Below are 14314 nucleotides of genomic sequence, written 5' to 3' on the forward strand. Positions count from 1 at the left end.
ATTTCTCCTTATGCTTATTTAGAAATCCATTTTATTTCATATGGCTTAAGAGTTAATTTTTCAATATTATTTTTATCCTTGTAAAGTTCTGTTTCTTGTTCTTTATCTGAGTTATTTATCACTGCCACATTTCCTACCTCCAGATATGCTGCACACTCTGTATTACAATTTGATGTGTACCAGTTAAACATCTCTTCCTCTCTTGATGCTGCAAAGTAAATTGCTCTTAGAAGTATTCTCACATTTTCTGGTGTGTATGGAAGCCCTGAAATATACACTGATCTACCATTCCCAAATTCATTTACAGCAAGATTTATGTCACCTTTGTCCATTGAAAGAATCTTAGTGCTTTCCTGAACCGCATATACATACTTCATCCCTTCACCAAAGTTTATTTCCGATTGCTGATCTTCTAAAATAAAATGTTCCCCATGATAAACCTTATCATGTCTAGTGTAGCTTAATGTGTAGCCCATTTCCCTATCTACGCCTAATACATCTGACAGCTGGAAATACCTGCCCTGATGCTGATATGCCGTTGGCTCTCCTACTCCAATGAAACCACCGCCATTATATACCCATTCTCTAATTTTACATGTGACTTCATCATCTATCCAATAACTATGCCCTGACCACGCTGTTCCAGCATCACCAGCGTTAATAATCACACCTATATCCTCTGGTATGCCATTTTTCTTTATATCCTCAAAGCTCATGAATACTACATCCACAGGCATTCCACTTAAACATTCTATTACTCCTACATAAGAGTATGTTTTCTTGTACAATAATGCATGGGCAACCATGTTGCACTGCCAGCTTCTTAGCCTTCCCCAAGCATTAAGAACAGCTACTTTAAACTTTCCAGTATAAGCTTTTGTTCCCTTTATTCTATTATGAATTTCTCTGAATTCATTAGTAATTTCCTCTACTTTATCTACAAAGTCAGGGAATTTAAGAGCCAGGCTTAAATATCCTCCGTATCCCATTCTATCCACTGGTTTTCTTAGTATAGCCCTTCTCGCTTGTATCCAATTTTCTACAGCTTCCTTTGTAGGATTTCCGCCTTCACAAAAGGTATCTGGAAAGAAGTATGGAAGGAATCTTCCCTCTGTATATTTAACATGAGGAATATCTGAAATCATCCTTAAGGTTGCCCCGCTTCCTACAGAACCTACTACAGAATCTACTCCAATGTTTCCAAAATAATCCCCATAAGGTTCTGTCCCAATCCAGTTGTCCCCTAGGAACATCATAGCTTCTTTTCCATGCCTGTGGCATAATTCCACACATTTTTTAGCATTTTCAGCTACAAAACCTTGAATAAAATCTATCCAATCTAAAAATTCTTTAGAGGGCACTCTAAAGGGGGTATTATAGTATCCTTCATCAACAAAAACTTCTGCTCTAAGCTTGTAGCCTTTTACCTTTTCAAATTCATCTAATGCCTCAGGGCTGACGCTTGCACTATATCCAAACCAATCAACAAATTTTTCCTTAGCTTTGTCATTATAGGCTATAGTGAAGTGATAGAAAAATGTGGTGAACCTAACTACATCTACACTTGGATTTTCTTTAAGCCAATTTTCTAAATAGCTAAAGATATGTTCTCTAGTTTCCTCATGAATTGCATCATAGGGCATCTGTGGCGGTGTAGTCCAATTATTTGTTAAATGGTTGTACATTTGAGTTGTATCCCATACCTGATATGCTAAAAAGCTTACGGTATACCTATGCCACCTTTTCGCATTAGTGATAACTACTGTTTCTTTGCTACAGTCAAAGTACCAGTTGCTATCCTCCAGCACATCTCCAGTAGATCTGTCTATTACTTCCCAATACCTTTTAAAATCATGATTTTTATCAATTTCAAATTGTCTATTAAAATATCCTTCCAAGGGATTTATCTCCAATAGTTCTGTTGTTGCAGTATTATATTTAGACATTAAGTACTGCATCTGTAATTGATTCTTATGGGAATAAGCCCACTCTTGATCATTTCTTACAGTTAAATAGGTTGTATAAACTTTAACTGCCATATCCATTAATTCCTTTGAAAGCACAGTTCCATCACTATTCCTAATAGCATCTGCACCCCATTTGTCTATAAGTCTTTTAACATCATCATCAATGCCTGTTTCTGCTGGCAAAGTAAATCTGCCTTTATTTGAAGTTTCTATCAAATGAATCCCTCCTATGAGCCACTACTCTTTTACAGCACCTGCTGCTATGCCGCTAAAAATAAATTTTTGAAATACAAAATATATTACAAGTGTTGGAATCATAACTATAACTGCTGCCGCACTAAGCTTTGGAATTGAAGAAGTTCTTGGATCTTGTATGCAAGCAAAAAGCATGGTGCTTAAAGTTTTATGGTTTGGACTTGGCATATATAGGAATGGAATATACATATCATTTAACACCTCTACAGCCTTCAATATTCCTAAAGTAGCTGTAGCTGGCATAACCATAGGAAATATTATCTTCCAGTATATTGTGAAGTATGATGCTCCATCCATCATAGCACTTTCATCCACTGAAATTGGAATCTGCACTAAAAATTGATTATAAATATATATCTGCATTAAATCTGCTCCAACATAAATCAGTATTGGTGCTAAAAGAGTATCATAAACATGAAGGTTAACCATCAGTCCAAATCTTGATATTTCAGTAACGGTACCTGGGATTATCATTCCTATTAAGAAAACGGCAAGATATACCTTTTTCAGTTTAAAATTGAATCTTGTTAAGCAGTAAGCTACCATTGTACTTAGTATAGAATTTATAACTACTGACGCTACCACCAATATAGTGGAGTTTTTAAGTCCTACAAAAACATGATTGTTTTTGATAACATCTTTATAATTCTCAAGGTTAAGAGCGGTTGGTGGTTTAAGAGCTGATTCAGCTCCAATCTGGGGCAAGGTTTTAAAGGATGCAAATAATGTTATAAGTATTGGTAAAATAACTATTGCAGCAATAAATACGAACAATAATATCTTTAATATTTCCCAACCACTAGCTTTTTTCTTAGTGTTTTTGGAGATAGTTTTTTTACTTGGTTCAATCTTTGCTTCCATTTTATCGCTCCTTTAAATTAAATAATTTCTGTTGAATAATAGAAAAGGCTATAATTATTACCATTAACACAACAGCCATTGCACAGGCTCTTCCAAAGTTTGCATACTGAAACGCTGTATTTATTGTTTGTACTGTAAAAGTTTCGCTGGCATGATTTGGTCCTCCACCAGTCATTACATATGGAATATCAAATACCTGAAGAGCTCCTCTTACATTCAAAAATAATACTATTTCTATTACAGGCTTAATATTTGGCAGTACAATTTTGTAAAACTGCTGAAAGCTGTTAGCACCATCAATGATAGATGCCTCAATCATATCTGAAGGAAGCGATTGAAAGGCTGCTAAAAATAATATTATATGAACGCCTGAAAATCTCCACAATGAAACTCCCGTAAGAGAATAATTGACAATGCTTGGATCACTAAGCCATCCAATTTTATTTAAGTGGAAATATTGAAGCATATTATTTAGCACTCCATCTTGGGAGCTATAAAGGAATGTAAACATGCATGCCACTGCTACTCCATTGATCATATAAGGCAAGAAGGTAATTGTTTTAAACATCTTGCAGCCTCTAACTCTGTTGTCTAATAAAAAGGCTAAGAATAATTCTATTGGTATAAAAATTATATGACCAATAAAATACATCCCATTATTTTTTAAAGCTGCCCATACCTCTGGGGAATCAAAGATTATCTTTTTAAAGTTTTTAAGCCCTATATAATTATATGTTGGGCTCAATCCATCCCAATTTGTAAAACTTAACCCTATTAATTTTATAAGTGGATATATCATAAAAAGTAATATTAAAATAGTTGGTATAAATAAGAAAGTTACTAATACTAATTTTTTTTGCGTCTTCAAATCTTTATTTTTAAACATACCTTGCCTCCTAGCCTGCTAATTAAAAGAAGAATAAAGCAGCTGTCAGATACCTTATTCTTCTTCGATTAACTATTTTACTTATTGATTACTTCTTGCTTTCTTCCATTGCGCATTTAAATTATTCATAATTGAATCTAAGCTAGTTTTTCCTGCCATCTGTTGCTGACCTATTGATTTAACATCAAACTTCATAGAATTCATTATTTTATTAAAGTTTTCATCATAGAAAACAGTTATTGGCTTAACATCAAGACCTTCAAAAGCCTGGGCAAAGAATTTATCATTATACTTAACGCCCTTAACTGTAGGCTTTTGTTTTAAAGAACCTACAAATTGTGCATAGTAGTCGCTGCTAAAGAACCACTCCAGGAACTCCTTTGCTTCCTTTTGATTTTTACAAGTCTTAGGAATTCCCCAGAAGAACTCAGTCATTGCAGTGGTATAGAATGGATCACTAGTAGTATTCCTTGTTGGTAATAAGAAAACTCCTAAATTTTCGTCTTTTCCGCCATTTTGGTCATAATCATCTTTATACCATGAGCCAGCCGCCATCATTGCACCTTTTCCTGCTACAAACATTGCTCTTTCCTGATCCCATCCATAGCCAAGTGGGTCATCTCCGCATACCTTAGCATCATATAGCTTTTGTATTTTTTCATATGCATTATAGAATGGCTGTCCTTTTGTAAAAGGTGCATCCATAGTTGCCATCTTGTTGTAATATTGTCCATCTCCAGCTTCAAGCATTGGCATATATTCATTAAATGGATAATCCGGCCATCCATCCTTTCCACCTATTAATAATGGTATATATTTATTTCCATCTTTTATTGTTTGACAAACCTTCAAAAATTCATCCCAAGTCTTAGGTACTTGTAAGTTATATTCCTTAAAAATGTTCTTATTGTAAAAAACAAATTCATTAAAAGCAGCTTGAGGTATACCAATAACATTACCTTTAATCTTTGTTTCATTAGCATAAATATTATTTTTAGTTGCCTCTAAATCATTTAAAGGTACCATTACATCTCCATAAAGAGAAAGTTGAGCTTGTCTGATTGGGAATACATCTGGCAGCTGATTAGCTGAATTTCTTATTTTCATTGTATTGTCATATTCCTTTGGGGCTATGTGTTCTATCTCAATAGTTACATTTGGATGATCTTTCTTGTATGCATCCGCCAATTTGTTTGTTTCAGATAAATATTTATAATCTCCTTCTCCCCAAAGAGCGAGCTTTAGTGTTACCTTCTTATCACTATCTGCTGTGGTACTCTTTGAATTTGAACATCCTACAGCAACTGTGCCTAGCAATGTTGCACCTACCAAGACCAGGCTTAATTTTTTTAATAAACTCTTTTTTATCATTCCTCTTCCCCCCTAAATTTTACACTATATTATAATTATATTTTAAATATTCTTACACTTTTACTGAATGATATATATTAATGCTTTTTTGATATTTATTATGTTTTTATATTCAGCTAAAGCTATATCTTAAAATTTAACACATTTATTAAATACTTTTTCAATAAAATAAGACGATATATAAGCATAAACACTCATGGCAAATAATGCAAAGGATAACTTGTACATAGTAAATATAATAAAAGCTGTAAACATTACTACAGAACAAACACTCACAATTATATGCTTGTAAGCTAAAATAACTGAATCTTTAATTAGATCATATAATCCTAAATTAAACTTGGATATTAAAGGAAAAAGGAAAACACTTATGAGGAGTATTTGCAATATAATAAATACTTGCAGAATCTTAAGTGCATTATATCCGCCTCCCATATTATTTAATTTATATAAATTGAAAATACTAAGGAATAAAACCACAGTTACAATGGCTCCAATAGGGAAAGCCTGCTTAAAACTTTCCTTATACCCTTTAACAAAATCCCTATATATACTATAGCTGTCTCCCCTTACCTTTTTCCCATAAACATAATATAATGCAGAGGTAGAAGCTCCTATTGTCAATAGTGGCAAGCTTCCTAAAAACCATAATAAATTCAGCATAAAGGTTTCATATATCAATACGCAAAACCCATACAACGGGCCATCAATGCTAAATAATCCTTTCGTAATATCACCTTCCCATGTAGTTATTTTTATACTGTATAGGACTTACTCCTACAATCTTTTTGAACGTTCTGCTAAAATGCTCTATATTAGAATATCCTATATGCTCGCAAATTTCATATATTTTCATTTCAGTCTTAGTCAAAAGTTCCTTAGCTTTTTCTATTCTTATATTAGTTAAATAAGTAGTAAAGTTATCTCCTGTTTCCTCTGTGAATATTTTGCTAAAATATGCCTTGCTATAGCCTACCTCTTTGCTTACCATATCTAAGGTAAGTTTGGCGCCATAGTTTTTTTGAATAAAATCTTTTGCATGTTTAATTGCTTCACTTTCTACCATATTCATTTTCCTTAAGGAAGAAATTATATTTTTCAAAAGCTTAATTATCCATTCTTCTATTTCAGCTATAGTATCAAACTTTCTTATTTCTCCATAAAAATCCGTGTTTTCTAAAATGGTACTTTCATAATTATTTTCCTCATCCTTAATTACATACTGAATAATCATTAGTATTATTTCTAAATAATATATATAAAAACTTTCAATGTCACCTGTAAAAGACAGTTCTTTCAATTTAAAAATTCTTTTCATTTCCTCTATGCATTTTTCTTCATCTAATCTGTCCAAAGCCTCAAGTATTCCATTTTCCTTACCCATTTCAATAATTATCTGTTGGGTTATATTATTATTTTTGTTTTTCCTCATATTATTAACCTCTTCTTCATCTTTAGGATAAATATTCTTTCCTTTCCCATAGATAAATCTAAGACGAGCATTTCTTTGCCCTTCTTCGAGAAGAGGCTTTATCTTCCTTATATCTTTATTCATCTCACTTATGCCAATTGTTACTTCAATGTTTAAAAAATTTGAAAGAGAAGTCCTAATCTTACTTAAAATTTCTGCTAATTTCTTATCTATATCGCTTTTCATTGAAGATTCAAAGGCAAAAATCATGCCATATTCTTCTGAAGATAAAGATATAATTTCTCCTGTATTTACTGTTTCAAGAACCTGATAAACTGCGTTTACTACAGAGCTTATGAGTTCCTTTAGATCATTATCCTCATATCTTTTTTTAATAATTCTAAAGTTGTCTATTAGAATAGAGCAGCAAAGATAATAATCTCCTTTTAGTCTTAGTATGCTATGATCAAGCTCCGCCTTGCTTAAATCTCCATCAATAAGTTTTCTAATTAACTCATTTCTATCAATAGTGCTCCTCTTATTACTGCCTCCATCTTTCTTCTCCAAAGCGGTCATAACCATTTTAACAATCTTATCTGGCTCCATTTCCGTTTTTAAAATATAATCATTTATTCCAAGCTTAAAAGCACTTCTTACAAGCGGGTAGTCATCATAGGCACTTAACACTAAAAACTCAGTGTTACCCCCAAGTTTCTTACCCTTTTCAATAAGTTCAATGCCATTCATAACAGGCATATTAATATCGGTAATTACAATATCAATATCTCCCCTGGCTGTCATTATTTCCAAAGCCCTTTTCCCATTAGAAGCTTCTAAAACTTCATCGAAACCATAAGCATTCCAATCTACTAAAGACTTTAATGCAAGCCTTACAATGGGTTCATCCTCAACCAAAAGCATTTTGTACATTATTATCGCTCCTCTTCTGTTAGTATAGGATGTATAAGTGTTACTCTTGTAAACTTATTTTTCTCACTTTCAATTTTTAATCCATACTCTTGTCCACAATTAAGTTTAATTCTACTCCTAACATTATTTATTCCTATATGATTAAAACCTGTCTTATCATTTTCTTTATTATTCAAAACATTTTTTATCTCATCTTCCGTCATTCCTATGCCATTATCTTCAACTTGGAAAATTAACTTTCCATTCTCTAGAAAGCCTGAAATTGTAATATATTTTTCTCTATCAATATCATTAATTCCATGAATAATTGCATTTTCAACTATAGGTTGTAAAATTAATTTGATAATATAAAGATCTTTCACATTATCCTGAACATTAACCACTATATTGAAATTATCTCCAAATCTTACCTTCATTATATCCGTATAGTTATCAAGATACTCCAATTCCTCCCTTACGGTAATAAAGGTTGATTTACTTCTAAAGGTTGCGCGTAGAAGCTTCATAAATGAATCTGTCACCTTCCTAATGTTTTCTGCCTTTGATATCATAGCCATTAATTTAATTACATTTAAGGTATTATAAATAAAATGAGGATTAATTTGAGCTTGCAACGCTTTAATTTCTTCTTTGGAACGCTCTCTTTCCTTCAAATCTCTCTCTGCTATAAGATCCTTAATGTCATTAATCATCTTATTATAGCTGCTTCCTAGTTCATTAATTTCTTCCAAATTAGTATTAGTAATTGTAATCTTTTCAAGTTTCTCATCTTTAACACCTTTCATTGTTTCCACAAGTTCTTTTATTGGTTTAATAATATCTTTAAAGAACATTTTAGAGTATAAAATAAACAATAAGTTGAATATTAAAAATATCATTAACAGTACTTTTGTAATATTTGTTGTATCCTTTGTTAAAGCCTTATAATCAATAATATTAATTACAGTCCATCCTGATTTATCTGAAGTGTATTTTGATATATACTTAATATCTTTTTTATATCTATATTTATAAGGAGCATAATCATTGTTCTTATTACTAATTTTATTAAGATACTTTACTTCTGAAATATTTTTCCCAAGCAAGTTTTTATCTGGTGATATTACAATATTACCTTTAGAATCAGCTATTATCATTTTTCCTACAGTATCATTTGTAAATCTCGAATAAATTGAATTTAGTAAATCTGTTTTAATTTCAAAATATATAAACTCCGTATCTGAATTGTACCAATTATATTCTGGGCTAACACCAACTAAAAAATCTATTCTACCAGCATTTACATCATTAGAACTATTAAAGTTGTTTATACTTAATACTTTTCCCTTATTGCCCATACATTCCTTATATAAAGAACTTTTCTTTACATCAGAATCATTTTTATAAAGTGGGTCCTTATATTTAAACACTTCACCGTTTTTTGAAAAAAACACTATTGAGTTTATTTCTCCTTGATAGGCAAATAAATAATCTAGCTTTGTTTCAATCTTTTCATAAGTTTCAAGCTTTTTAATTGAATCCTTCTCATGGTACCAACTATTCACAAGTGGTAATAATTCTTGTTCATTAGAAACCTTCGCTGTATAAAGATGGATTCGTCTAAGCTCAATTTCAATATCACTAGATAATTGCACCATAATTTGTTCAATTTTTTCATTGTAATGTGAAACCAAAACTCCTTCATATAAACTATTAATAACAATAGTGATAATAAAAAATGGTATTACAATTAATATAATAAAACTGCTAATAAATTTTTTCGACATACTTTTATTTTTAATCATCAAATTCCCCCTATTTTAATAATAAGATAAATTTGAATACCTTTTCAATATAAATAATTATTATTTGCCTTACATTTAAAAATTATTTTTCCCATTTAATTGTAGCACATTTTTTATAACCCCAGGGGTGTACTAATTAAACTATTGCACTTCTTTCACATTAGTAGTAACCTATAATAGAAGCCTATTAGTAGTATATGTAAAATAAGGAATTATCAAGGGGGAATTATAAATGAAAAGAGGGGATAAATACTCAATAGGTGAAGTGGAAGAAATCTGTAATATTCCCAGGAAGACATTGCGTTATTATGATTCGATAAAATTGGTTGTTCCTAAATTTAGAGATGAAGAGACAAAATATAGATATTATAGTAAGGATCAAATGGTAACACTATGTATAATTCGTAAACTAAAAATGTTTGGATTTACATTAGAACAGATCCAGCATATTGTAAACGATAATAAAACTGAAACCCTCAAAGAAAGTATAGAATGTAAGCTCCTGGAAATACATAACGAAATAAATAATCTTCAAAAAATATATTCTGATGCTTATGCTTTTTGGGAAAGGTTAAAAGAAGGGGTAGATATCATTTCTTACTGTGCAGAAGAAAATACATCTGCCGAAAACATACGCATTGAGGAAATTCCTGAAATGTATTTATTGTTTACCAGAAAATTAATGAAAAAATATTCAAATTCAGAGGTGTCTTTAGAGAGATGGATAGAAATAATTAGTTTATGCAATAAGATGCAGCTAAAAAGCAAAGGATTAATTGTTGTTACATATGATTCAGACCCTCTTGATCAGTTTTTTTTTAAGGATGTAATGGTTGAATTTGGAATGTCCATAGAATCGCCTGCTAACTGCAATAGCAATAATTGCAGGAAGTTTGGCGGTTTTACTGCTGTTACCACTACCCACATCGGAGATTATTCGAATATCATGAACACTCATATAAAAATGATACAGTGGATTAACAAAAATGGTTACAAGATTGCTGGTAATATATCCGAGGAATTTATTATATCGCCTCTTGATGTAAACAACGTTGATGAGCATATTACCAAAGTAATAATTCCAGTGACAAAGATTTAAATTATAAATAGTTAACATAAAGTGCAAATTAAGGGAACCACTTTTAAGGGTTCCCTTAAAAAGTTATTCCAGGATGGAGCCTATCTTGCAATATATTCTTGTGTATATACTTAATTTATATTACACCTTCTGCGCTTAACTTCTTAATTTCTTCTTCTGTAAGTCCGAAAACTTCAGCATTGTGCTGCCCCAACAATGGAGCTGGAGTTTCTACGCTGCCTGGGGTTTCTGAAAGCTTTACAACACAACCCTGGAAATACTGATCACCTGCTGTTGGATGCTTACAATGCACCATCATTTCACGAGCCTGAATATGTGGATGCTCAATTGCTTCCTTAATATTTAACACTGGACCACATGGTATTCCTGCCTTATCCATTATGTTATCTATTTCTTTCTTTGTGTAATCCTTACACCAGTCATGAATTAAATTTTGTAAATCCGGTATATAGTTTTCGAAACGTAAAACATTTGTTTTATAACGAGGATCCTCTAGAAGTTCTTCATGTCCTATAGTAGAACATAATTTTTCGAACAGTCTATCATTACCTACTCCAAGAGCAACAAAACCATCTTTACACTCATATATATCAAAAGGAGCAATGGATTGGTCTACATTCCCATTACGTTCTGGAATAAAACCACCAACTGTATAGTTTACAATTGCATTTTCAAGCAAACTAAAAATTGAGTCTACCATTGATACATCAACAAGTTGACCCTGTCCTGTTTTCTCACGGTTGTAGAGAGCCATAAGTATCCCTACTGTTAAGTAAATACCTGCAACATGGTCTGCAATAGAAGGACCAGCCTTAACTGGGTTTGTATCCTTAAAGCCTGTAAGGTAAACCATACCACCCATAGACTGTGCTACAACATCATAGCAAGGACGGTGTGACATTGGTCCATACTGACCAAAGCCTGAACCTGAAGCATAGATAATAGTTGGGTTAACCTTCTTTACAGATTCATAATCAACACCAAGTTTCTTTGTAACACCACCCTTATAGTTTTCAACTAGGATATCAGCATCTTTAACAATCTCATAGAACATCTGTAACCCTTTTTCAGATTTAAGATTAAGAGTGGTGCCCTTTTTATTACGATTTACGTAGCAGTAAAAACCGCTTTCACCGCTTTTTTTATCAATTGGTCCCCATTTACGGCACTGATCACCATTAACTGGTTCAATTTTTATAACATCTGCACCATAATCAGCTAGCATCATTGTACAAAATGGTCCATTTAGCGCAGAGGTAAGATCAATTACTTTTAAGCCTTGAAGTGCTTTTCTCATATATAAACTCCCCCTATATTCGTAATTTATTAATATGCCTCATAGACGAACTGAACCACTGTTGATAACGGTGGATCCGTTAGTACATCAATAGAACTTGGAAATTCTGGATGTTCAGGAACTTCAATAATCTTGAAGGAACGAACCTCAATTAATGCGCGATTTCCCTCTATGTTCTTAACTCTTGCAATATATTCCATGTAATCACCTGCATGTGAAGGCACATAAAGACGAACCTTCTTTACCTCAACACAATGACCTGTGTTTCCAAATACCTTTGCCATAAGGCGATTTGCTGCATCATTCATCAGTGTAATGTTTCTGGCACCGTTTACAACTCCGCCACCATAAAATACGTCACGGTCTGACATTCTATAACGAAATGTTACTGTTTGTTGTTCATTCATAATACAATTCTCCTTTATTCTATATTTTAAGTTTATCTTATTTTTAGAGCTTATATTTATTCTGGAAAGTCTTCAAGCGGACGCCATGGATCAATTACTAATCCGTCTGGCTGCTCTCCACGCTGTAAGTGTTTCTTAACTACAAGGCGAACATTTCCCTGTGTACAAAGTACAGGCTCCTCAAACCAAACCATATCTCCTGGTTTGCAATCCTTCTTACCTTCACGGAAAGCAGGTGTAGCAACTTTGAAAACTTCAATTTTACAGTCACGAGATGTGTTTCCTATATGTGTAAGAGTTGCTTTAAAATCAACCATATCTCCTACATAAATGTCCTTATAGCATTTAACATCATGGTATCCAAGGCAAAGTGACTCATCGCCATCAACTAAAATCATTTCTTCTGTCTCAACGTCTCCTATAAAATCAAATTGACGTCCAATTGGAACTAACCCATCTGGATTATTAGCATCTGCTGTTGTCATATTATAGCTTAAAAAAGATACTTTTCTCATTATGATATCCTCCTAGTATTTTTTATTATTTAGACGCTTGCGGAATTCCACAAACATCCATTAATCTAAATTTCTTTTATATTTTTCCCAACTGCTGCTTTGTTTTTTGGAAATACTAAGTATCCAATAATTGCAGCAGCTACTGTCCATGGGAACCATGCAAGCATATCAGATGATAGCGGAAGGCTATCATAAAATGTATTGAAGTAGCCTAAATTTATATTTAATTTAATTCCATAAGTATGAACCATATCAAAGATACCAAATACTAATGCTGTTATCATTGCATAACGACATACATTTAAGTGTCTTGCATTCTGGCTGTTTGGCATTAATGCATAATATATAACAAGTACAATAGCTGCTGGATATATACCATCAAGTATTGGTCCTAGTAATTCAAGGATTGAAGCAAGGCCCATGCATCCAAATAATGTGCTTAAAACCAAGATTGCAATAGATGCCTTCTTGTAATCAATCTTTCCTTGTGTTATATCAACGAAGAACTCAGCACATCCAGAAGTCATACCAATTGCTGTTGTAAGTGCTGCAAAGAATAGTGCTATTGAAAATAAGATTCCCCCTAATGATCCAAGAAGTTTAGTAGCAACTGCTGTATAAAGAGCTGTATAAGTTAAATCAATTGTTCCCCCTGTAGAAGCACCTATTAACATATGGCAAAGGTGTGTACAGCTTAATAGTCCTACACCAATAATACCAACCCTGATAACATTCTTACTCATACGTTCCTCAGGAACACCTTTTGATTTAAGACCATTTATTATAACAACACCGAATATTAATGCGCAAAGAATTTCCGCTGTTGCATAACCATTTGTGAAACCATATGCAAATGCTGAACCTTTATATGACTTTGCAACTGGCTCTGCAATTGGTGTTATAAGCCCCTTTCCTACAACGACAATAACAATGATAATAAGGAAAGGAAAAAGAAGCTGTGAAATACGATCCATTGTCTTTCCAGGATTCATTAAGAACCAATAAGTTACCAGATAGAATAATACCGTAAATATAATCAGTGGTAATTTTGTTTCGTAATTTAAAGAAAAGGCCTGTATTACTGAATCCCAAGATGCTGCACTCATACGGGGAATAGCATACAGAGGTCCAAGCACAATAATGGTTACTATTGTATATACTGCGCCTAGTTTATTTCCAAGTACACGATTGGTTATTTTGCTATAAGTGCCTTCCCCCCTTGCTAATGCAACATATGCAAGCAACGTAAGCAATAAAGCCGTTATAAATACTCCGCAGAATGCAATCCATACAGATGTACCGCTTTCTTTACCCCAGTTCATTGGCCACACCATGCTGGATGCACCAAAGTGCATTGAGAAGAGCCCACCACCCATTAACAATAATGCTGGTAATTTCAAATCTCCCTTCTCATTTAAATTGTTGTTCATACACATCCCCCCCAAATTAAATATTTACCCTAGTTAATAAAATACTGTTATTATTATTATTATATTTGATACAGTGGTTGGATAGTCAACCATATATTAGA

General features: G+C 32.7%; 12 protein-coding genes. 1 reads left to right on the forward strand and 11 read right to left on the reverse strand.

Annotated elements, in window-relative coordinates; translation table 11 throughout:
- Nucleotides 1-14 precede the first annotated feature (14 nt).
- The 7 genes from gnpA to CLLI_RS05085 all read right to left on the reverse strand — a co-directional run bounded on the left by gnpA (nt 15) and on the right by CLLI_RS05085 (nt 9465).
- Nucleotides 15-2183, reverse strand: coding sequence for a 1,3-beta-galactosyl-N-acetylhexosamine phosphorylase (gene gnpA / locus CLLI_RS05055; protein ID WP_242975531.1), 2169 nt, complete (start codon nt 2181-2183; stop codon nt 15-17).
- A gap of 21 nt (nt 2184-2204) precedes the next feature.
- The gene (locus tag CLLI_RS05060) at nt 2205-3083 is read right to left on the reverse strand and encodes a carbohydrate ABC transporter permease (RefSeq protein WP_106063147.1); all 879 of its coding nucleotides are present in this window, start codon (nt 3081-3083) and stop codon (nt 2205-2207) included.
- Nucleotide 3084: 1 nt separating this feature from the next.
- Nucleotides 3085-3969, reverse strand: coding sequence for a carbohydrate ABC transporter permease (locus CLLI_RS05065; RefSeq protein ID WP_106063148.1), 885 nt, complete (start codon nt 3967-3969; stop codon nt 3085-3087).
- A gap of 81 nt (nt 3970-4050) precedes the next feature.
- Nucleotides 4051-5340, reverse strand: coding sequence for an ABC transporter substrate-binding protein (locus CLLI_RS05070; RefSeq protein ID WP_106063149.1), 1290 nt, complete (start codon nt 5338-5340; stop codon nt 4051-4053).
- A 129-nt stretch (nt 5341-5469) separates the two neighbouring features.
- On the reverse strand, nt 5470-6021 hold the full coding sequence (locus tag CLLI_RS05075; RefSeq protein WP_106063150.1) for a YesL family protein: 552 nt from the start codon (nt 6019-6021) through the stop codon (nt 5470-5472).
- A gap of 52 nt (nt 6022-6073) precedes the next feature.
- The gene (locus tag CLLI_RS05080) at nt 6074-7681 is read right to left on the reverse strand and encodes a response regulator transcription factor (RefSeq protein ID WP_106063151.1); all 1608 of its coding nucleotides are present in this window, start codon (nt 7679-7681) and stop codon (nt 6074-6076) included.
- Between the two features lie 2 nt (nt 7682-7683).
- The gene (locus CLLI_RS05085) at nt 7684-9465 is read right to left on the reverse strand and encodes a sensor histidine kinase (RefSeq protein WP_106063152.1); all 1782 of its coding nucleotides are present in this window, start codon (nt 9463-9465) and stop codon (nt 7684-7686) included.
- Nucleotides 9466-9697: 232 nt separating this feature from the next.
- Here CLLI_RS05085 and CLLI_RS05090 point away from each other — a divergent pair, with 232 nt between their 5' ends.
- Nucleotides 9698-10564, forward strand: coding sequence for a MerR family transcriptional regulator (locus tag CLLI_RS05090; RefSeq protein WP_106063153.1), 867 nt, complete (start codon nt 9698-9700; stop codon nt 10562-10564).
- Between the two features lie 115 nt (nt 10565-10679).
- On the opposite strand, the gene CLLI_RS05095 is transcribed toward CLLI_RS05090, so the two are convergent.
- From CLLI_RS05095 to brnQ, 4 genes are all read right to left on the reverse strand, one after another.
- Nucleotides 10680-11861: a CaiB/BaiF CoA transferase family protein gene (locus CLLI_RS05095; protein WP_106063154.1), complete on the reverse strand. Its 1182-nt coding sequence runs from the start codon at nt 11859-11861 to the stop codon at nt 10680-10682.
- A gap of 29 nt (nt 11862-11890) precedes the next feature.
- Nucleotides 11891-12268 (reverse strand): hotdog fold domain-containing protein, encoded by a 378-nt coding sequence (locus CLLI_RS05100; protein ID WP_106063155.1) that lies wholly within the window; start codon nt 12266-12268, stop codon nt 11891-11893.
- Between the two features lie 56 nt (nt 12269-12324).
- Nucleotides 12325-12783, reverse strand: a complete 459-nt coding sequence (locus CLLI_RS05105) for a beta-alanyl-CoA:ammonia lyase (RefSeq protein ID WP_106063156.1) — start codon at nt 12781-12783, stop codon at nt 12325-12327.
- 65 nt (nt 12784-12848) lie between these two features.
- Nucleotides 12849-14219: a branched-chain amino acid transport system II carrier protein gene (brnQ, locus tag CLLI_RS05110; RefSeq protein WP_106063157.1), complete on the reverse strand. Its 1371-nt coding sequence runs from the start codon at nt 14217-14219 to the stop codon at nt 12849-12851.
- Nucleotides 14220-14314 lie beyond the last annotated feature (95 nt).

Source organism: Clostridium liquoris (genome assembly GCF_002995785.1).
GTDB classification, from domain to species: Bacteria; Bacillota; Clostridia; order Clostridiales; family Clostridiaceae; genus Clostridium_AO; species Clostridium_AO liquoris.

Bases quoted from the DNA above. Each gene is read 5' to 3' on its own strand.
- CLLI_RS05065 (WP_106063148.1), bottom strand. From the start codon at position 3,969: ATGTTTAAAAATAAAGATTTGAAGACGCAAAAAAAATTAGTATTAGTA.
- CLLI_RS05090 (WP_106063153.1), top strand. From the start codon at position 9,698: ATGAAAAGAGGGGATAAATACTCAATAGGTGAAGTGGAAGAAATCTGT.
- CLLI_RS05060 (WP_106063147.1), bottom strand. From the start codon at position 3,083: ATGGAAGCAAAGATTGAACCAAGTAAAAAAACTATCTCCAAAAACACT.
- CLLI_RS05080 (WP_106063151.1), bottom strand. From the start codon at position 7,681: ATGTACAAAATGCTTTTGGTTGAGGATGAACCCATTGTAAGGCTTGCA.
- CLLI_RS05070 (WP_106063149.1), bottom strand. From the start codon at position 5,340: ATGATAAAAAAGAGTTTATTAAAAAAATTAAGCCTGGTCTTGGTAGGT.
- CLLI_RS05095 (WP_106063154.1), bottom strand. From the start codon at position 11,861: ATGAGAAAAGCACTTCAAGGCTTAAAAGTAATTGATCTTACCTCTGCG.
- CLLI_RS05105 (WP_106063156.1), bottom strand. From the start codon at position 12,783: ATGAGAAAAGTATCTTTTTTAAGCTATAATATGACAACAGCAGATGCT.
- CLLI_RS05100 (WP_106063155.1), bottom strand. From the start codon at position 12,268: ATGAATGAACAACAAACAGTAACATTTCGTTATAGAATGTCAGACCGT.
- CLLI_RS05085 (WP_106063152.1), bottom strand. From the start codon at position 9,465: ATGATTAAAAATAAAAGTATGTCGAAAAAATTTATTAGCAGTTTTATT.
- brnQ (WP_106063157.1), bottom strand. From the start codon at position 14,219: ATGTGTATGAACAACAATTTAAATGAGAAGGGAGATTTGAAATTACCA.